At 77.6% G+C, this 18120-nt stretch carries 15 protein-coding genes and 1 pseudogene; 12 read left to right on the forward strand and 4 right to left on the reverse strand.

Translation table 11 applies throughout. The features are described 5' to 3' along the window. Positions 1-199: 199 nt before the first annotated feature. The 6 genes and pseudogenes from Q5530_RS00100 to Q5530_RS00125 all read left to right on the forward strand — a co-directional run. A pseudogene (locus tag Q5530_RS00100) lies at positions 200-685 on the forward strand (RNA ligase family protein); the annotation flags it as partial. A 475-nt stretch (positions 686-1160) separates the two neighbouring features. Further along, positions 1161-1307 (forward strand): hypothetical protein, encoded by a 147-nt coding sequence (locus Q5530_RS00105; RefSeq protein ID WP_415360452.1) that lies wholly within the window; start codon positions 1161-1163, stop codon positions 1305-1307. Between the two features lie 45 nt (positions 1308-1352). Beyond that, complete coding sequence (locus Q5530_RS00110) at positions 1353-1871, forward strand: AAA family ATPase (protein WP_415360438.1); 519 nt, start codon at positions 1353-1355, stop codon at positions 1869-1871. Then, positions 1871-4633: an RNA repair domain-containing protein gene (locus Q5530_RS00115; RefSeq protein ID WP_415360439.1), complete on the forward strand. Its 2763-nt coding sequence runs from the start codon at positions 1871-1873 to the stop codon at positions 4631-4633. Before Q5530_RS00110 ends, Q5530_RS00115 begins: the two co-directional genes overlap by 1 nt. Before the next feature lie 109 nt (positions 4634-4742). Next, entirely contained in the window at positions 4743-6182 is a 1440-nt protein-coding gene (locus Q5530_RS00120; protein WP_415359820.1) for a phosphatase PAP2 family protein, read from the forward strand. Between the two features lie 292 nt (positions 6183-6474). Then, the gene (locus Q5530_RS00125; protein ID WP_415359822.1) at positions 6475-8235 is read left to right on the forward strand and encodes a sigma-70 family RNA polymerase sigma factor; all 1761 of its coding nucleotides are present in this window, start codon (positions 6475-6477) and stop codon (positions 8233-8235) included. A gap of 6 nt (positions 8236-8241) precedes the next feature. Here Q5530_RS00125 and Q5530_RS00130 read toward each other — a convergent pair whose 3' ends face one another. Further along, positions 8242-8988 (reverse strand): GAF and ANTAR domain-containing protein, encoded by a 747-nt coding sequence (locus Q5530_RS00130; protein ID WP_380638933.1) that lies wholly within the window; start codon positions 8986-8988, stop codon positions 8242-8244. Between the two features lie 379 nt (positions 8989-9367). Here Q5530_RS00130 and Q5530_RS00135 point away from each other — a divergent pair, with 379 nt between their 5' ends. Genes Q5530_RS00135 through Q5530_RS00145 form a run of 3 tightly spaced genes read left to right on the forward strand, consistent with a single transcriptional unit; the run spans position 9368 to position 11699 of the window. Beyond that, the gene (locus Q5530_RS00135) at positions 9368-9808 is read left to right on the forward strand and encodes a hypothetical protein (protein WP_415359823.1); all 441 of its coding nucleotides are present in this window, start codon (positions 9368-9370) and stop codon (positions 9806-9808) included. 33 nt (positions 9809-9841) lie between these two features. After that, the gene (locus tag Q5530_RS00140; RefSeq protein WP_415359825.1) at positions 9842-11038 is read left to right on the forward strand and encodes a sensor histidine kinase; all 1197 of its coding nucleotides are present in this window, start codon (positions 9842-9844) and stop codon (positions 11036-11038) included. 1 nt (position 11039) lies between these two features. Beyond that, positions 11040-11699 (forward strand): response regulator, encoded by a 660-nt coding sequence (locus Q5530_RS00145; protein WP_415359826.1) that lies wholly within the window; start codon positions 11040-11042, stop codon positions 11697-11699. Here the strand turns inward: Q5530_RS00145 and Q5530_RS00150 are convergent. Together Q5530_RS00150 and Q5530_RS00155 are read right to left on the reverse strand one after the other, a co-directional pair. Continuing rightward, the gene (locus Q5530_RS00150) at positions 11692-12243 is read right to left on the reverse strand and encodes an RDD family protein (RefSeq protein ID WP_415359827.1); all 552 of its coding nucleotides are present in this window, start codon (positions 12241-12243) and stop codon (positions 11692-11694) included. The two genes, Q5530_RS00145 and Q5530_RS00150, sit on opposite strands and share 8 nt — an antisense overlap. 60 nt (positions 12244-12303) lie before the next feature. Beyond that, entirely contained in the window at positions 12304-13851 is a 1548-nt protein-coding gene (locus Q5530_RS00155; protein ID WP_415359828.1) for an FAD-dependent oxidoreductase, read from the reverse strand. A gap of 176 nt (positions 13852-14027) precedes the next feature. Here Q5530_RS00155 and Q5530_RS00160 point away from each other — a divergent pair, with 176 nt between their 5' ends. The 3 genes from Q5530_RS00160 to Q5530_RS00170 are packed head-to-tail and all read left to right on the forward strand — an operon-like array spanning position 14028 to position 17442. Further along, positions 14028-14849, forward strand: coding sequence for a carotenoid biosynthesis protein (locus Q5530_RS00160; RefSeq protein WP_415359829.1), 822 nt, complete (start codon positions 14028-14030; stop codon positions 14847-14849). A gap of 35 nt (positions 14850-14884) precedes the next feature. Continuing rightward, on the forward strand, positions 14885-15973 hold the full coding sequence (locus Q5530_RS00165; protein ID WP_415359830.1) for a glycosyltransferase: 1089 nt from the start codon (positions 14885-14887) through the stop codon (positions 15971-15973). Then, positions 15973-17442, forward strand: a complete 1470-nt coding sequence (locus Q5530_RS00170; RefSeq protein ID WP_415359832.1) for a phytoene desaturase family protein — start codon at positions 15973-15975, stop codon at positions 17440-17442. Before Q5530_RS00165 ends, Q5530_RS00170 begins: the two co-directional genes overlap by 1 nt. On the opposite strand, the gene Q5530_RS00175 is transcribed toward Q5530_RS00170, so the two are convergent. After that, positions 17426-18100, reverse strand: coding sequence for a CDP-alcohol phosphatidyltransferase family protein (locus Q5530_RS00175; RefSeq protein ID WP_415359834.1), 675 nt, complete (start codon positions 18098-18100; stop codon positions 17426-17428). The two genes, Q5530_RS00170 and Q5530_RS00175, sit on opposite strands and share 17 nt — an antisense overlap. Positions 18101-18120 lie beyond the last annotated feature (20 nt).

Genomic DNA, 18120 nt, shown 5'->3' on the forward strand with positions numbered 1-18120 from the left:
CCGTGGGTTGGTCGATGTGAGTGATCTAGCTCATGACGACCTTCGGGGCCCCGAAGTCACCCGACCGGCACCATCCCTTCGGGGGTGGCGGGCCGGTCGTCCGGCTGTTCCCGAACGGGCGCGCGGCCGACGAAATCCGGTCGATCACCCGCGGCCGGCCTGTCTACGGTCCTCCTGTCGTCCGCCACCGGGAGGGAACATGCGCACCCAGTACCCGCGCACACCGCACCTCCCGTGGTCCCCGGGCGCGTCGTCGGACGACGTGCGGGTGGTCGACCCGGTCGGGTTGCGCGGGCGCGAGGTGGTGGTCACCGAGAAGCTCGACGGCGAGAACACCACCCTGTACCCGGACGGGCTGCACGCCCGGTCCCCGGACTCCGCGCACCACCCGTCCCGCTCGTGGGTCAAGGGGCTGCACGGGCGGATCGCGGCGCGGCTGCCGGCCGGGTGGCGCGTCTGCGGCGAGAACGTCCACGCCCGCCACTCCCTCGCCTACACCGACCTGGAGAGCTGGTTCTACGGCTTCTCGGTGTGGGCCGGTGACCGCTGCCTGGACTGGGACGCCACCGAGCGGTTCCTGCGGGAGCTGGGCGTGCCCACTCCCCCGGTGCTGTGGCGCGGCGCGTTCGACGAACGGGCGCTGCGCGCGCTGCGGGTCGACACCGCGCGGCAGGAGGGTTTCGTGGTGCGCACCGCCGAGGGGTTCGGGCGCGCCGAGTTCGGGCGCCGGGTGGCCAAGTGGGTGCACCCCCACCACGTGCGGACCGACGTGCACTGGGCGACCGCGCCGGTGGTGCCCAACGGCCTGGGCGCGGCGTCCGCGCTGTGGGACGCGCGGTCCGGCGCGCCGGTCGACGTCGCGGCGCTGCTCGCGGCGGTCGGCTGCGCGGGGGAGGTCGCGCCCGCCGGGCGGGTGGCCGAGGAGCTGGACCGGACCGGGGACGCGCGGTTGGCGGGCGTGCTCGCGGCGGCGCTGCACCGGGTGCCGCGCGGTCGGGTGGCGACGCTGCCGGCCGGACCGGTCGGTGTCGCCGCGGCGCGGCGGACCGCGGACCTGGTCGGGCTGCACCGCCTCCCGCACGAGCCGTTCCCCGACGAGCACCGCCGGGCCGGTCTGCTGCGGCTGTCGACCGCCGCGGACCTGGAGGTGCTGACACGCGGTGTCCGCCGCCGTCGCGGACGCGCCCGGACCGCGCGACCAGGTGGCGTGGTCCGCCCTGCACGCCGAGGAGGTGGGCCCGTGGGCCCCGCTGCGCTCGGGCCTGCGCGACCGGCTGGGCACCGGCCCGGCCGCCGACCGGTGCTAGGCCGGGGCGCGGGACGCGAGCCTGCGCGCCGGGCGGGTGCTGGACGTGGCCGAGGCGGTCGCCGCGACGTGGCGGTGGCGGTCCGGCGACTTCCCGGTCCTGGTGCACCTGGTGGGCGGCGCGGGCAGCGGCAAGACGACGTTCGCCGCCGGGCTGCCCGACGTGGGCGCCCGCGTGTCGCTGGACGACCTGCGCGAGGAGGCGGGCGACCGGGCCGACCAGCGGGACAACGGCCGGGTGCTGCGCGCCGGGCTCGACCGGCTCGGCGCCGCGCTGCGGGAGCACCGGACCGTCGTGTGGGACGCCACCTCGCTGTCGGACCACCGGGGGGCCGCGGTCCACGCGGTCGCCCGGCGGCACGACGCGCTGGTGACGCACGCGGTGCTGCTGGTCGACGAGCGCGAAGCCGCCCGGCGCAACGGGTCCAGGGCGCGCCCGGTGCCGCCCGCGGTCCTCGCCGACCGGGCGCGCCGGTTCAGCCCGCCGTACCCGTGGCAGGCCCACCGCACCTGGTACGTCGGCGCGGCCGGCACCGTGGACGACACCGACGACGGGGAACCGTGATGCGCACCAGCGAGCAGGTCTACCACCAGGTCCGCTGGGACCCGCGGCTCGACCCGGCCCTGTTCGTGCTCGGCGTCGGGCAGCGCGGCGCGGCGCCGGAGCGGGTGCCGCTGCCCGCGTTCGCGCCCGGCGGCGAGGTGCCCTGGCACCGGGTGCTGTTCGTGGAGGCCGACGGCGAGCTGGTGTGGGACCGGGCCGCCGGGCTGGACCGCGTCGGGGAGACGGCGGCCGGGCGGGTGCGCGTGCCGCGCCTGCTGCGCCCGCCGGTGTTCACCGCGAGCACCCCGCACGCCTGGGACCCGGTGGCCGGGTGGGTGCCCGCGCGCCCTCGGGACGCCGCCGGCCGGGACCGCGTCCCACGCCGGCCGGAAGCCGTGCCCGCGCGCCCGCGCCGCGCCGCCACCTCGACCGAGGTCCGCGTGCTGACCTGGAACGTGCTGTGGGACCGCTACGACGCCGACCGCATCGACACGGCGGGCCGCCGGCCGCTGCTGTCGGCCGAGCTGGCGACCGCCGACGCGGACGTCATCGCGCTCCAGGAGGTCGAACCGGACCTGCTCGCGGTGCTGCTCGCCCAGCCGTGGGTGCGCGACGGCTACGCGGTGGACGTCGACCCGACCGGGCCGGACGTGGACCGCACCGGCCTGGTGGTGCTGAGCCGGCTGCCGGTGCGGGAGTCCGGGCGGTTCCCGCTGGGCCCGCACAAGGCCGTCGCCGCGGTCGTGGTCGAGACCGCCTCGGGTCCGCTCGTCGTCGCCGCCACCCACCTCACCAGCGACCACACCGCGAACGGCGCGGCGAAGCGGCGGGCGCAGCCGGCCCGCGTCGCCGAGGCCCTGGCCGGCGTGCCCGGCGACGTGGTCCTGGCCGGCGATCTCAACGACGGCGGCCGGCGGCCGGCCACCGCGCTCGGGATGCGCGACGCCTGGCTGGAGGCGCGCGACGACGCGCCGCCGACGTTCGACCCCGGCGCCAACCCGCTGGCCGCCGTGTCCTCCCTGACCGGGCGGGCCGCCCGGCTCGACCGGGTCCTGCTGCGGGGCCAGGTGCGGTGCGCGGGCGCGGAACTGCGCGGCACCACGCCCACCGCGGCGGGGCTGTTCGCCTCCGACCACTACGGCGTGCTGGCCCGGCTGGCGCCGCGCCAGGCGCCCGCCGACGTCCCCGAGGCCGGGCTGACCCACTCGGCACCAACCCAGACACCCACCCACATCCCCGACACCGCACCGACACCGCGCACCGCGGTGGTGTGGCTGCCCGCGGCGGGCGAGGACGTGGTGCGGGTGCGCCGGGAGCACGACCACCGCGCCGACCGGTGGCCGCCGCACGTGACGGTGCTCTTCGGGTTCGTGCCGGAGTCCGACTTCGACCGCGCCGTGCCGCTGCTGGCCGGCGCGGTCGCGGAGGTGCCCGCCTTCCCGGTGCGGGTGGCCGGGGTGCGGGAGTTCCGGCCCGACGTGGTGTGGCTCGACCCCGCCGCTGACGGCGCCGGGCCGTGGGCGGCGCTGCACGACGCGGTGCGGCGGCGCTTCCCCGCGTGCGCGACCCGCGAGGGCTTCACCCCGCACCTGACCGTGGGCCGGTCCCGGCCGGCGGCCGGGTCGATCGGCGCGTGGTCGGACCGGGTGGACCGGCTCGTGGTGCTGTCGCGGCGCGGCGACGGGCCGATGCCGCCCCGCGCGGCGGTCGCCCTGGGCACCGGCGAGGTGACCTGGTTCCCGGAGCCGCCGACCCCGCCGGGACCGTCGCTGGACGCGGTGGCCGGGCGGGTCGCCGCCGCGCTGTCGGCCGCGCTGGACGACGTGCGCGTGGTCGGCTCGCGCAGGACGGGGTGCGCCCTGCCCGACGCCGACCTGGACCTGGTGGCGGTCGCGCCCGACCCGGCGGAGGTGGTCGCACGGGTGGTCGCGGCGCTGCCGGGCGCGACCTCGGTGCGGCCGGTGGTCGGCGCACGGGCGCCGGGGCTGCGGCTGGAGGTGGACGGGCTCGGCGTGGACGTGGCCGTGGCCGCCGGTGGCGCGGACCGGGAGGTGGTGCTCGGTGCGGTGACCGACGCCGAGGCGGTGCTCGCCGCCGGCGGCGACCGCGTCGACGCCTTCGCGCGGCTGGCCCGCGAGGTGAAGGCGTGGGCGCGGGCGCGCGGGCTGGACTCGGCGCCGTTCGGCGGCGTGCCGGGCCTGGGCTGGTCCGTGCTCGCCGCGCGGACGGTGGCCGGGTGGCGCGGGCCGGACCTGCCCGCCGGGTTCTTCGCGACGTGGGCGGCGTGGGACTGGCACGACCCGGTCGCCCTGACCGGCACGCCGGAGCCGACCGGCGCGCCCGTCGCGGTCCTGACGCCGACCGCGCCCGTGCGCTCGTGCACCGGGCAGGTGAGTCCCGGGTTCCGCGACCTGCTCACGGCCGAGCTGTACCGGGCGTGGGAGATCGTCGAGTCCGGCGGCGACGGGCTGACCGCGCCACCGGACGCGCACCGGGCGCACGCCGCGTGGGCGCTGGTGACGGTGCCGCGCCGGCTGGTCGGCCCGGTGCGGGGGCGGGTGCTCGCGCTGACGGCCGCGCTGGGGGCGGCGGGGTCGCCGGACGTCCACGCGTGGCCCCGGCCGGTCGGGCGCGACGCGGGCGCGACGCGGTTCGCGATCGGCCTCGGCCGGCGACCCGTGGGCGCGGCGGTGCTGGCCGACCTGGTCGCCCGGTGGACGACGGGGTGGCGCGGCGTCGAGGTCGCCCGGGTCGGCAACGGCGAGGTGCCGACCCTGCGTTGAGCCGGGTCCCGGCGGCGCTGGTGCGTTCGGCGCACTCCCGGCCGCGCCGACCGGGGTAGTTGATCTCGGACGGGATTGCGCGCCGGCCGGTTTGGGCACCACACACGTCGTGACGATCAGTGGAGCGGACCGGCGGACGGTGGTCACCGCGGAGAAGTTCGCGGTGCGCAGCGCGGTGTCCTTGATCGCCGCGAGCGCGGCGGGCGCGGCCTTCTTCGTGGTGCTGGCCGTGGTCTGGGCGGACTGGGCCCCGGTGCGCGCCGCCGACCAGGCGATCTCGACCTCCTTCAACCGCTGGGTCGCCGGCTCGGAGACCGCGGTGGCCGTGCTGCGCGGGATCACCACCCTGGGCGACACCACCACCCTGATCGGCGTGGCGGGGCTGGCCACGGCGTGGCTGCTCCTGCGCCGGCGCCCCTGGGTCGCGGTGCACGTGGTCGTCACCGCGGCGGGCGGCGGGCTGCTCGGCGTGGTGGTCAAGGAGCTCGTCGGGCGGCTGCGCCCGCTGGTCGAGGTCGAGGTGGCCGACGCGGCGGGACCGAGCTTCCCGAGCGGGCACACGCTGGGCTCCACCGTCACCTACGGCGTGCTGCTGCTGGTCTTCGCCTCCGTGCCGCGCGGCCGGGCGGCGCTGACCTGGCTGGTGGTCGCGGTCGTCGTCGCGGTCGGCGCGACGCGGGTGGCGCTGGGCGTGCACTACGCGACCGACGTGCTCGGCGGCTGGTTGCTGGGCCTGCTGTGGCTGGCGCTGACCACCGAGGTGTTCCGCCAGTGGCGGCGCGACCGCGGGATGCCGGACGTGCCCGTGTCGCACGGCCTGGTGCCCGAGGCGGCCGACGACCTCGAACCCGCGCCGGAGCGGGCGCACGTGCCGGGCGGGGCCTGGCGCGCCGCGGCGCGGCTGCTGGTGGCGTGGGGCCTGCTGCTGGGCGCGCTGTTCGCCCTGGGCTCGTGGCTCACCGCCGCGGGCGAGGACGTGCCGCCCGCGTGGGACCGCGCCGTGGTCGAGTGGTTCGCCGAGCGCCGGACCCCGGCGTGGGACGCGGTCCTGGTGCCGCTGGGCGACGCCACCGGGACCGGGCCGGTGATCACCGCCGCGGTCGTGGTGTGCGTGCTCGCCCTCGCCGCGACCCGCGACTGGCGTCCCGTCCTGCTGGTCGTCCTCGGCCTCGTCGGCGAGGTGGCGCTGTTCCTGATCACCTCGTCGATCATCGACCGGGCCCGGCCCGCGTCCCGGATCCCCAGCGACGTCCCGCCCACCTCCGCGTTCCCCTCCGGGCACGTCGCGGCGTCCCTGGTCCTCGGGGCCGCCGTGGTGCTGCTGGTCCGGCGGGCGGTGCGGGGGTGGTGGCGGGTGCCGGCCGTGGTGCTCGCCGCGGCGGTGCCCGCGGTCGTCGCGGTGCAGCGGCTCTACACCGGTCTCCACCACCCGACCGACGTGCTGGGCAGCCTGCTGCTCGCGCTGGTGTGGATCGCGGTCGTGCACACCGCGGTCTACGGCGGCGTCGTGGTCCGGCCCGCGGAACGGCGGTCCGGCGCGCGCTCCTGACACGTGATCCGAGTCTCGTGCGGTGGGACTCCCGGACCCTGTATAGGGTTTCCGCGGAGAACTCACCACCCGCCGCGTCGAGAGGGGGCGATCGGTGCTCGGGGAGCCCGACGAGCGCGACGTGGCCGGGTGGCGGGCCGTTGGCCCGACGGCCCTGCGCGCGGAACTCGACCGCGCGCTGGGCGCTCCGCACGCTCCCGGTGTGCCGGACTTACCCGACGCTCCGTCCGCTCCACACGCTCCCGGTGTGCCGGACTTACCCGACGCTCCGTCCGCTCCACACGCTCCCGGTGTGCCGGACTTACCCGACGCTCCGTCCGCTCCCGGCTTACCCGATGCCCCGGGCGCTCCAGCCGCCGCGTCCGCCTCGGACGCCGAGCTGATCGCGGCGGTGCGCGGCGGCGCGGTGCGGTCCTACGGGCAGCTGTACTCGCGCCACGTGCAGGCCGCGCGCAACCTGGCCCGGCAGCTGTCGCGCTCGCCAGTGGAGGCCGACGACCTCGTCTCGGACGCCTTCGCGAAGGTCCTGCTGGTCCTGCGGGGCGGGCGCGGGCCCGACGAGGCGTTCCGGCCCTACCTGCTCACCACGCTGCGGCACACCGCGTACGACCGGACCCGGCACGAGCGCCGGGTTGAGCTGGCCGGCGACCTGGAGGCCGTCTCGGGGGTGGAGCGCGCGGTCAGCCAACCGTTCCACGACACTGCGGTGGCCGAGCTGGAGCGGTCGCTGGCCGCGCGGGCGTTCGCCAGCCTGCCGGAGCGGTGGCGGGTGGTGCTGTGGCACACCGAGGTCGAGGGGCAGTCGCACACCGACGTCGCGCCGCTGCTCGGGTTGACCACCAACGGCGTGGCCGCGATCGCCTACCGGGCCCGGGAGGGGCTGCGGAAGGCGTACGTGCAGGCGCACGTCGTGCAGGACCCCGGTGGGCGCTGCCGCGCCGCGGTCTCGCGGTTGGGCGCGTGGACGCGGCGCGGGCTGTCCGCGCGGGAGACCGCGCAGGTCGAGTCCCACCTGGACGAGTGCCTGGACTGCCGCTCGCTGGCCGCCGAGCTGACCGACGTCAGCGGCGCGCTGCGCGCGGTGGTCGCACCGCTGGTGCTGGGGGCCGGCGCGGCCGGTTACCTGGCGACGGCGGGGAGCGGGCAGGCCGCGGCGGTGTCGGGCGCCGCGGCGGTGAGCGGCGCGACCGGCGGCGGCTCCGGAACAGGCGGTCCTGGAACAGGCAGCGGAGCAGGCGACCCGGGGGCAGGCGGCGGGGGCGGCTCCGGGACAGGCAGCGGTAACGGCCCCGGAACAGGCGGCGGGGGCGGCTCCGGCGCGGGTGGCCCCGGGTCCGGCAGCGCGACGTCGCCCGCGCAGTGGCTCGGCGCGGCGGCCGCGGCCACCGCCGTCCTGGTCGCGGTGCTGGCCGGGACGAACACCACCCGGCAGGCGATCGTGCCCACGGCCGGCTCGACGCCGACCCCTACCCGGGTCGCCGGTTCCACCGCGCCCGCACCGGAGCAGACGCCCTCCCCCGGCCCCACCACCACGACCGCACCCACCACGACCGGCGCCACCACCTCCTCGACCACCGGTCCCGCGACGGTCGCGACCACCACGGCGGACACGACCACCACCACCCCGGTCGAGCAGGTCGGCGGCGAGCTGACGCCGATCGTGCCGACCGCGTTCGCCACCGACACCGGCGGGCCGCCCACCGAGCTGCCGGTGGTCGTGCACAACACGGGCCTGGTCCCGCTGCCGCCGCCGGTGCTCGCCCTGGTCCTGCCCGACGACGTGCGCGTGGTCGGGCCCGGCCAGTCGCTGCTGGGCAGGCGGCTGGTGGCGCTCGACGGCGCGGCCGGGCAGGCGCGGGTGGGGTGCCCGTCGAGCCGCGGCACGGTGACGTGCACGGCCGAGCGGGCGCTCGCGCCCGGCGAGTCGGTGACCTTCGTGCTGCGGGTGCTGGCCGGGCCCGCGGCGGTGAGCGGCGCGATCACCGGCACGGTGACGGCGGGCGCGCTGCTCGCCACGCCGGTGCGGGTACCGGTCACCATCACGCCGCGGTAGCGCCGGCTAGGAGAGGTCCCGGCCGATGCGGTGGCCGATCAGCGCCTCGCGGAAGCTGCCCCGCTCGTGCGCGGCCACCAGGTCGGCGGCGATGTCGCGCAGCTTGCTGTTGCCGTGCTGGGAGGCGCGGCGGAGCAGGGCGAACCCGCCGTCGGTGTCGCAGGAGAAGTGGCGCATCAGCAGCCCCTGCGCGAGGCCGATGGTGTGCCGGGTGCCCAGGGCCGTGGTCAGGTTCTCCACCAGGCGGCGGCTGTCGTGGAAGAGCTGGGCGTTGTCGAACGCCACCCCGGCGTGCAGGGTGATCAGCAGGATGATGTCGTAGGCGTGGTCGTCGAACAGGTGCGGCTCGCGGCTGAGCAGCGTCACCGCGGCGTGGGGCGGGCGCTGCGAGGGCACCGGCAGGACCAGGCAGCCGCGGAACTCCCGGAGCGCGAGGCGGGCGGTGAACAGCGGCCACCGGTCGTCGTCGCGGGTGTCCTCGATCCGCCGCGGCTCGCGGTAGCGCAGCACGTCGAGCAGCGGGCCGCCGTCCGTGGCGGGGTCGGCCTGGCTCACCGGGGGCTCGCCGGTGGTCGCGACGACCTCGAACCCCCCGTCCTCGCGGCCGACCGAGATGAAGGCGAGGTCGCACCCCGGTACGGAGGCGACCAGGTGGTCCAGGAAGTGGCGGGCGGTCGCCTCGTACGCCTCGTCGTCGTTGAGCCGGGCCATCTCGGCCAGCGCGCCGGCGAGCGCCAGTACGTCGTGTGTCATTCGGTGCATCCCCCCGGAGGTGGTCCACCGCGTCCCGGCCGCGACCGACCGGGACGACGGGAGTGGTCCGTCGGGATGCTGCGCTGCTGAACACGCCCGTCGCGGCTCAGGACAGTAGCGCACGGGCCGTTCGCCGCCGCGGGCAGGACCGGTGGAGCGGGGCCGGGGAGGGCCGGGGTGCGCGGACGCTGGTTTGCTCAACGGTTCCGCACACCCCGGCCCCGGCCCGCCGGAGCGGGCCTGCCGTGCCAAAACGCGCGCGCACGGGTGAAGGTGATTTACCCTGCGTGGAGAGGGTTAAACGGCGACCTCGGCCGAAAGTACGAGAACGCTGCCCGATGGGGTGCACCCACCCCCCGGAGCGTCCTACGTTCCGCTCATGACTACGACACAGGACACCACGGCTCCCCCGGCCACGCTCGTCGCCGCGTTCTTCGGCTTCCTGGTCTCCGCGGTCTCCGCGCTGGCCGGCGGCCTGGTCGTGCTGGGCATGGAGGCGGAGCTGGCCGACGCGGTGCGCCGGTCCAACCCGGGGTTCACCGAGGACCAGGTGGGCTCGGCGGTCACCCTGGGGCAGGCCACGGTGCTCGGCACGGCCGTGCTCATCGCGCTCGTCTACCTCTGGCTGTCGTTCAAGCTCAAGGCCGGGCGCAACTGGGCGCGGGTGACGCTGACCGTCTTCACCGCGCTCCAGGTGGCCGCGGTGGTCACCGGCGACGGCAACACCTGGGTCGGGTACGCCAGCGCCGCCGTCGCGGTGCTCGCCCTGGTGCTGTCCTACCTCCCCTCCTCCTCCGCGCACTTCCGGCGGGCCCGCTAGCCGGCCGGCCGGGCCGGGTTGGATGATCCGCGGATGACCTCGACCGGACCGCAGGCCAGGCGCGGCGTGCTCGTCACCGAGCTCGCCGTCCTGGTCGCGGCCGTCGCGGTGGACCTGGTGTGGCAGGTGCGGTCGCCCGGTCCGCCGGGCACGCTCGCGACGGTGGTGGGCTCGTTCGCGTCGCCCTCCGGGTCGGCGGCGGCGGTCCTGGCGGTGCTGCGGCGGCGGTTCCCCCGGCACGTGCTCGGGTTGGGGGTCGCGGTGGCGGCGCTGTCGCTGGTGGGCACGGCGCTGGTGGCGGCCGGCGGGGGCGCGTTGGCCGAGGGGCCGCCGACCGCGGAGGTGTGCGCGGCGGCGCTGCTGGTCGGCGCGGGGTGCCGGCGGCTGCCGCCGGTCCGGGCGGCCGCGCTCACGGCGGCGCTGGGCGCGGCCATGGTCGCCGCTCCCCTGGTCCGCTTCGGGCTCGACTCGACCGAGGCGCTGCTGGGCGTGCCCGCGGCCGTGCTGTGGGGCGCGGCGCTGGCCGTGGGGCTGGTGCTGCGGGACGCCGACCGGCGCCACGTGGTCGCGCTGGACCGGGTGCGCACCGACGAGCGCCTGCAACTGGCGCGCGAGCTGCACGACCTGGTCGCCCACCACGTCAGCGGCATCGTGGTGCGGGCGCAGGCGGCGCGGGTCGTGGCCGAGCACCCGGCCGGGCACGACCCGGTCGAGGTGTACCGGGAGATCGAGGAGGCGGGCGTGGAGGCGCTGACCGCGACGCGGCGGCTGGTGGGGATGCTGCGCAGCCGCGAGCACGCGCCGCCGCCGCCCGGCACGGGGTTCGGGGAGGCCGTGCGCGCCGCGGCGGACGGGAGGTCCACCGTGGACATGTCGGAGGAGTTGGAGGCCATGCCGGTCCCGCCGCAGCTGGCCGGCACGGTGCACCGGGTGGTGCTGGAGGCGCTGACCAACGTGCGGCGGCACGCGCCGGGCGCCACCGACGTCCGGGTCAGCGCGTTCACCGACGGCGACGACCTGGTGCTGGAGGTCCGCAACGACCGGGTGCCCGCGCAGCCCGCCGACCGGTCCGGCAGCGGGTACGGCGTGATCGGCATGGCGGAGCGGGTGACCGCGCTCGGCGGCAGCCTGCACGCCGGTCCCGAGTCGGGCGACCGCTGGCGCGTCACCGCCCGGCTCCCCCTCGGCCCCGAGGACTCCCCCTTCGGCCACCTCCCGAAGGGGGTCTGAGGTGGCCACGCGGGTGCTCATCGCCGACGACCAGACGCTGGTGCGCACCGGCTTCCGGCTCATCCTCGACGCCGACCCGGGCATCGAGGTGATCGCGGAGGCGGCCGACGGCGAGTCCGCGGTCCGGCTGGCCCGGAAGCTGCGGCCGGACGTGACCCTGATGGACGTCAGGATGCCCCGGTTGGACGGCATCCGCGCCACCGAGCTGCTGGCCGGGCCGGGGGTGGACGACCCGCTGCGGGTGGTGGTGGTCACCACCTACGACATCGACGAGAACGTCTACGCGGCGCTGCTCGCCGGCGCCTGCGGGTTCCTGCTCAAGGACGCCGGGCCGCGGCTGCTGGTGGAGGCGGTGCACGCGGCGGCCAAGGGCGAGGCGATGGTGTCCCCCTCGGTGACCGTGCGGCTGCTCGCCCACTTCACCGGTGGCGCGCGGGCCGGCGGGCGGCCCCGCCACGATCCGGACCTGCCGCTGACCTCGCGGGAGCTGGACGTGGTGCTGGGCGCGGCGCGCGGGCGGACCAACGCGGAGATCGCGACCGACCTGGGCGTCTCGCTGTCCACGGTCAAGACGCACCTGGCGAGCGTGCAGGGGAAGCTGGGGGCCCGCAACCGCACCGAGATCGCCGTGTGGGCGTGGGAGCGGCGACTGCTCAGGTGACCTCCCCGGCGGGGGTCCTGTCGGCGGGGGTCCTGTCCTCGGCGGCTTCGCCCTCGGTGACCTCGGCGGCCTCGGCGTCCTCGGCGGCCTTCCGGGCGCGCACGACGACCGTGCGGGCCACGAGGTCACCCAGCCGCTGGTGGCGCGGCGTGACCAGGATGAGCACGACGCCCACCAGCCCCAGGAACAGGGTGTCGACCTGGAGCAGCAGCCAGCGCAGCAGGTAGGCCCGCAGGGTCGGCGGCCCGCCGCGCAGGGTCGTGATCCGCAGGCCCAGCCACCGCATCGCGGGCGTCGTGCCGCCGTGCCGGTGCGGGCACCACACGTCGACCCACAGGGTGCCCAGCAGCGAGGTCACCACCAGCGCGCCGAGCGGCACGAACAGCGCCTGCGGCGGTAACCGCACCACCCCGGCCAGCAGCACCACCGCCGCGAGGCTGAAGATCGTCACGGACAGGGCGGCGACCACGACCAGCAGCGTGTCCAGGCCGTACTGCGCCAGGCGCCGCAGCGCCAGCCCGGCCCCCGCCCGAAACCTCGCCACGGTCGGTCATCATGCCAACACCGCTCGTCTCAACAGGCGCGGGGCGGCCGTCCCGCGTCGTCAGACCCGGACGACGGGCCTGGCCCGGCGGGCCGCGCCGCGCAGGAGGGCCGACCGGCCCCGGTTGGGCACCGTCCACAGGTCGTGGCCGCGCACGCCCCACCGCGCCAGCAGGGCGTTCGCGGCGAGGAAACCGGTGGTGGCGGCGCGTTCCATCAGCGCGACCGGGAGGTCGACCCGGGTCAGGTCGCCCGCCAGCACCAGCCCCGGGTCCGGGGTGTCCACGGTGGGGCGGCCGGTGAAGGAGCCCGGCGCGAACAGCGGGCAGTCGTCGGCCAGCACGTGCTCCGCCTGCGCCACCCGCGCCCCGGTCAGCTCCGGGTAGACGCCCTCGGCCTCCGCCACCAGCCCGGCGACCACCTCGTCCCGGTCCGCGTCCCCGGCCAGGGCGTAGGCGTGCAGCTCCACGACGGACCCGCCGGTGCGGTCGCGGTAGTCGCGGGCCTCCGCCTCGAAGTGGTCGAGCACGCTGATGTTGTCCAGCAGCCCGAACCCGCTGGTGCCCAGGAACGGCGGCCGGTCGCGCTGGACCGGCCGGTCCAGCCACAGCCTGCTCACCAGGAACGGCGGCGCGGTGCGCAGTCCCGCGACCCGCGCCCGCCACGCCGGGTCGCCGAGGTCGGGCGAGGCGGCCACCACGGCGCGCAGGCCGCGCACGTCGGTGGCCAGCACGACCCCGTCCACCTCCTCGCCGTCGACGAGGTGGCCACCGGGGCGGCGCGAGACGCGCTCGACCGCGCTGCCCGTGCGCACCTCCGCGCCCAGCGCCTCCAGGTAGCGGCGCAGCGGTCCCCAGAGGGTCCTCGGGTAGGGGTCGCGCGGCACGTCGAACAGCAGCCCCTCGCTGGAGCCCAGGAAGTAGATGTGGAACATGGTCGCCAGCTCGGCGGCCGACAGCGCCGACGGGTGGGCGAAGAAGCTGCGGGAGAACACCTCGAACGCCAGGTGCCGCGCGGTGTCGGGGAAGCGGATGTCCCGCAGGAACGCGTCGGCGTCCACGGTGTCCAGCTCGGTGTAGGTGCGCGGCAGCGACACGTCGAACAGGGCGGTGGCCGCGCGGGTGTCCATCCGGGTCAGGTCCCGCAGGGTGAAGGTGTCGCTGCGCAGCACGAAGCCGGCCACGTTCCACGGCGGCGTCAGGGGCAGGCCGGCGAAGCTCTCCCTGGTGCCGTCGGCGTGGACCAGCGGGTAGTCGGCCACCGGCCGCAGCAGCGCCAGCTCGGGGTCGACGCGGCGCAGCAGCGCGCGCAGGTTGTAGTACTGGCGGAAGAACGCGTGGAAGCCGCGCGTCATCGTCTCGCCCGTGGCGGTCTCCCAGCCGCGCACCCGCCCGCCCAGCTGCTCCTCGCGCTCGTGCAGCACCACGCGCGCGCCGCGCTCGGCGAGGCCGACCGCCGCGGCCACCCCGGCGATGCCGCCGCCGACCACCGCGACGCGCGGTCCCGCGCCGTCCGCGCGGGGCCGGCCGGGCGGTCCGGGCAGCAGGCGGGCGTGCCGGTCGCGGCCGGGCGCGGCGCGGCCGTCCCCGACCGGGGGTGAGGTGGTCATGCGGCCGATCCTGGCACCGGGGGCGGGGTCCCGCTGGACGAGTGGTGGGCCGGCCGGTGGGCGGTGGCGGGCCGGCCGCCGGGCGGGAGCGGACGCCCGGCGCGCACCACCCCCGGCACATCACCCCCGGCGCACTCGTCCAGCCTGATCGGGTGAGGGACCTTAGGGTCGTCCCCATGTCGACCGGTGTGGCTTCCCGCGTTCCCGTGCGCGTCCTCCCGGCCACCGCGTGGGCCTGCGGCGCGGGCGTGGTGCTGGCCCAGATCGTCTACTCGATGACCGACCCCGGCGACCGCCTGCCGACCACGGTGCTGTCGGTCGTGCTGTTCTGCGTCGCCTCCACCCTGGACGCGGCGTCGCGGTCCGGGTGGCGGGTGGCGGGCGCCCTGGTGGCCGTCGCGGGTGGCGGTGGGCTGCTGGCCGAGGCGGTCGGGGTGCGCACCGGCTTCCCCTTCGGGGAGTACGACTACACCGGCACCCTGGGCGCGGAGGTGCTGGGCGTGCCGGTGCTGGTGCCGATGGCCTGGACGATGATGGCGTGGCCGGCGGTGCTGGTCGGGCGGGCGCTGGGTGGGCGGGCGCCGGGCGCGGGCTGGGCGGTGGTGCCGCTGGCGGGGTGGGCGCTGGCGTCCTGGGACCTCTTCCTCGACCCGCAGATGGTCGACGCGGGCCACTGGGCGTGGGCGCACCCGGAACCGGGGCTGCCCGGCGTGGACGGCATCCCGCTGACGAACTTCGCGGGCTGGCTGCTGGTGGCGCTGCTGATCACCGGGGTCCTGCACGCGCGGCTGGGCCGCCGGGCCGACCGGGAGACCGACCTGCGCGCCGGGCCCGCGCCGGTGCTCTACCTGTGGACCTACGGCTCGTCGGTGTGGGCGCACGCGGCGTTCTTCGACAGGCCGTGGGTGTCGCTGGTCGCGGGCGTGCTGATGGGCGCGGTGGCGGTGCCGTTCGCCGTCGCGCTGTGGCGGGCGCACCGGCGGGGCGGGCACCGGTGAGGCGCCCTCGGGCGAATCGGCTGTTCCGGGGGCTGGTGAGGGGCGGTTCGGCGGTGGCCGCGCTGGGCGCGGCGCACGCCCTGGTCAACTCCCGCCTGGTGCGCACGCCGCCCGCCGACCCGCCGCCGTGCCGGGAACCGGTGTCGCTGCTGGTGCCCGCCCGCGACGAGGCCCACCGGATCGCACCCACCCTGCGGTCGCTGCTGGCCCAGGAGGGCGTGCCGGACCTGGAGGTGCTGGTGCTGGACGACGGGTCCACCGACGGCACCGCCGACGTGGTCCGGGCCGTCGGTGGCGACCGGGTGCGGGTGATCGCCGGCGACCCGCCGCCGCCCGGCCTGCCGGGCAAGCCGCACGCCTGCGCCCGGCTCGCCGCCGAGGCGCGCGGCCGGGTGCTGGTGTTCGTGGACGCGGACGTGGTGCTGGCGCCGCACGCGGTGGCCGCCGCCGTGCACCTGCTGCGCTCGGCGGGGCTGGACGCGGTGTCGCCGTTCCCCCGGCAGTTGGCCGACGACGCCGCGACGCGCCTGGTGCAGCCGCTGCTCCAGTGGTCGTGGCTGGTGTTCCTGCCGCTGCGCCTGGCCGAGCGGTCGCCGCGGGAGTCGCTGTGCGCGGCCAACGGCCAGTTCTTCGTCATCGACGCGGCGGCGCTGGCGCGCTGCGGCGGGTTCGGGGCCGTCGCCGACGCCGTGCTGGACGACATCGCGCTGATGCGCGCGGTCAAGCGCGCGGGCGGGCGCGGCGCGGTGGCCGACGGCAGCGGTGTCGCGGAGTGCCGGATGTACCGGGGCTGGCCGGAGGTCGCGGCGGGCTACGAGAAGTCGCTGTGGGCGGCCACCGGCAGCCCGGTCGCGGCGGTCGCGCTCGCCGCCGGGCTGGCGTCGGCGTTCGTGCTGCCGCCGCTGGCCGCCCTGGCGGGGTCGCGCGCCGGGCTGCTGGGGTACGCGGCGGCGGTCGCGGGTCGCGTGGTCGCCGCGCGCCGCACGGGCGGTCGGGCGTGGCCGGACGCGCTGGCGCACCCGGTCTCGGTCGGCGCGCTGCTGACCCTGCTGGCCCGCTCGTGGCGGGCGCGCCGCGCGGGCGCCCTCACCTGGAAGAGCCGACCGCTGCACGGGAGCCGCTGATGGCCGGGGTCGTCGTCGTGGGCGCGGGCATGGGCGGGTTGGCCGCCGCCGCCCGGCTGGCCGCGGGCGGGCACCGGGTGACCGTGCTGGAGCAGGCCGGGACGCACGGCGGGAAGCTGGGCGAGCTGCGGCGCGACGGGTTCGCCTTCGACACCGGGCCGTCCCTGCTGACGCTGCCGCAGGTCTACCGCGACCTGTTCACCGCCACCGGGGGCCCGCTGGACGACGTGGTCGACCTCGTGCCGGTCGAACCCACCTGCCACTACCGCTTCGCCGACGGGTCCGAAGTGGACGTCCCGCACGACGCGGCCGCCGTGCCCGCCGCGCTGGACGCGTGGAGCCCCGGCACGGGCGGGGAGTGGGCGGCGCTGATGGCGGACGCGGCCCGCCTGTGGGACCTGGTGGGCGAACCGGTGCTGCAACGGCCGCTGGGCGGGGCGGCCGACCTGGTGCGGCGCTCGGCGAGCGTGCGGGACCTGCTGGCGCTGTCGCCCTGGCGGACGCTGCGGACCGTGGGCGGGCGGCGGCTGTCCGACCCCAGGGCGCGCGTGCTGCTCGACCGGTACGCCACCTACAGCGGCTCGGACCCGCGCCGGCTGCCGGGGTTGATGACCGTGGTGCCCTACGTCGAGCAGCGCTACGGCGGCTGGTACGTGCGCGGCGGCCTGCGCCGGCTCGGCGACGCGTTGTTCGACCGCTGCGAAGAGCTCGGCGTGCGGTTCGAGTTCGACGCGCGCGTGACGGTGGTGGAGACCTCGGGCTCCGGCGTGTCCGGGGTGCGGCTGGCCGGCGGCGCCCGCGTGCCCGCCGAGGTCGTGGTGTCCGACGCGGACGCCACGCGCCTCTACCGGGACCTGCTGCCCGACCGGCGCGCCCGCCGGCCGCGCCGCGCCCTCGGCCGGGTCGTGCCGTCGCTGTCGGGTTTCGTGCTGCTGCTGGCGTTGCGCGGCCGGTCGCCGCGCCCTCACCACCACCGCGTGCTGTTCCCGGCCGACTACGACGACGAGTTCGACTCCCTGTTCGGCCGCGCGCCGCGCCCGGTGCCGGACCCGGCGGTGTACGTCTGCTCCCCCGACGACCCGGCGGTCCGGCCGGACGGCCACGAGGCGTGGTTCGTGCTGGTGAACGCACCCCGCCAGGGCCAGGTCGACTGGACCGCCCCGGGTCTGGCCGAGCGGTACGCCGACCGCGTGCTGGACGTGCTCGCCGCGCGCGGCCACGACGTGCGCGACCGGCTGCTGTGGCGTGAGGTCCGCACCCCCGCCGACTGGGAGCGCGACACCGGTTCGGCGGGCGGCGCGCTGTACGGCTCGTCGTCCAACGGCCCGCGCGCCGCGCTGCTGCGCCCGGCCAACCGCGCGCCCGTGCCGGGCCTCTACCTGGTCGGCGGGTCGGCCCACCCCGGTGGCGGCCTGCCGCTGGTGGCGATGTCCGCGCGCATCGCGGCCGACCTCATCGGACCGGCGTGAGCCCGGCCAGCCCGCGCCGGAGCGCCACCGCGAGCTGGACGCCGCCGACCACGGCCACGACCGCCCACAGGGCGAGGCACACCGCGCCCCAGGACCAGCCGAGCCACGGCGCGCCCGCCGGCCACGCGCCCGCGCCCAGGCACGCCACCGCGACGATCACCACCCGGGTGGGCCGTTCCGCGACGGTCACCGCGCCCGCGCCGGTCATCCCGACGCCCTGAGCGCGGGCGCGGGCGTACTCGTGCAGGAACAGCGCCCCGCCCACCGCCGCGCCCAGCCACCCCGGGCCGCCCAGCACCACCAGCAGTCCCACCAGGGCCACGTCGGAGAGGCGGTCGGCCACCGCGTCCACCACCGCGCCCAGCGGGCGCGCCCGGCCGGTGCGCAGGGCCACCGCGCCGTCCAGTCCGTCGAGGACACCGGAGAGCACGACCAGCAGCGCGGACAGCAGCGCCCACCGCCCGCCCAGCGCGGCCGGCCCGAGCGCGGCGACCGCCACCAGCACGCCGCACACCGAGAGCGCGTCCGGGGACGCGCCGGGCAGCCGCCGGGCGAGCGCGTGCACGAACCTGATCCAGCCCACCGCCAGGCGGTTGCCGGACACGTCCTGCCCGTGCAGCCGGGACCAGCCCTCGACCGGCTCGTCCAGGTTGTCCACCAGGTCACGGTACGCGGGCC

The organism is Saccharothrix sp. BKS2, assembly GCF_047689505.1.
Lineage (GTDB): Bacteria > Actinomycetota > Actinomycetes > Mycobacteriales > Pseudonocardiaceae > Actinosynnema > Actinosynnema lopnurensis.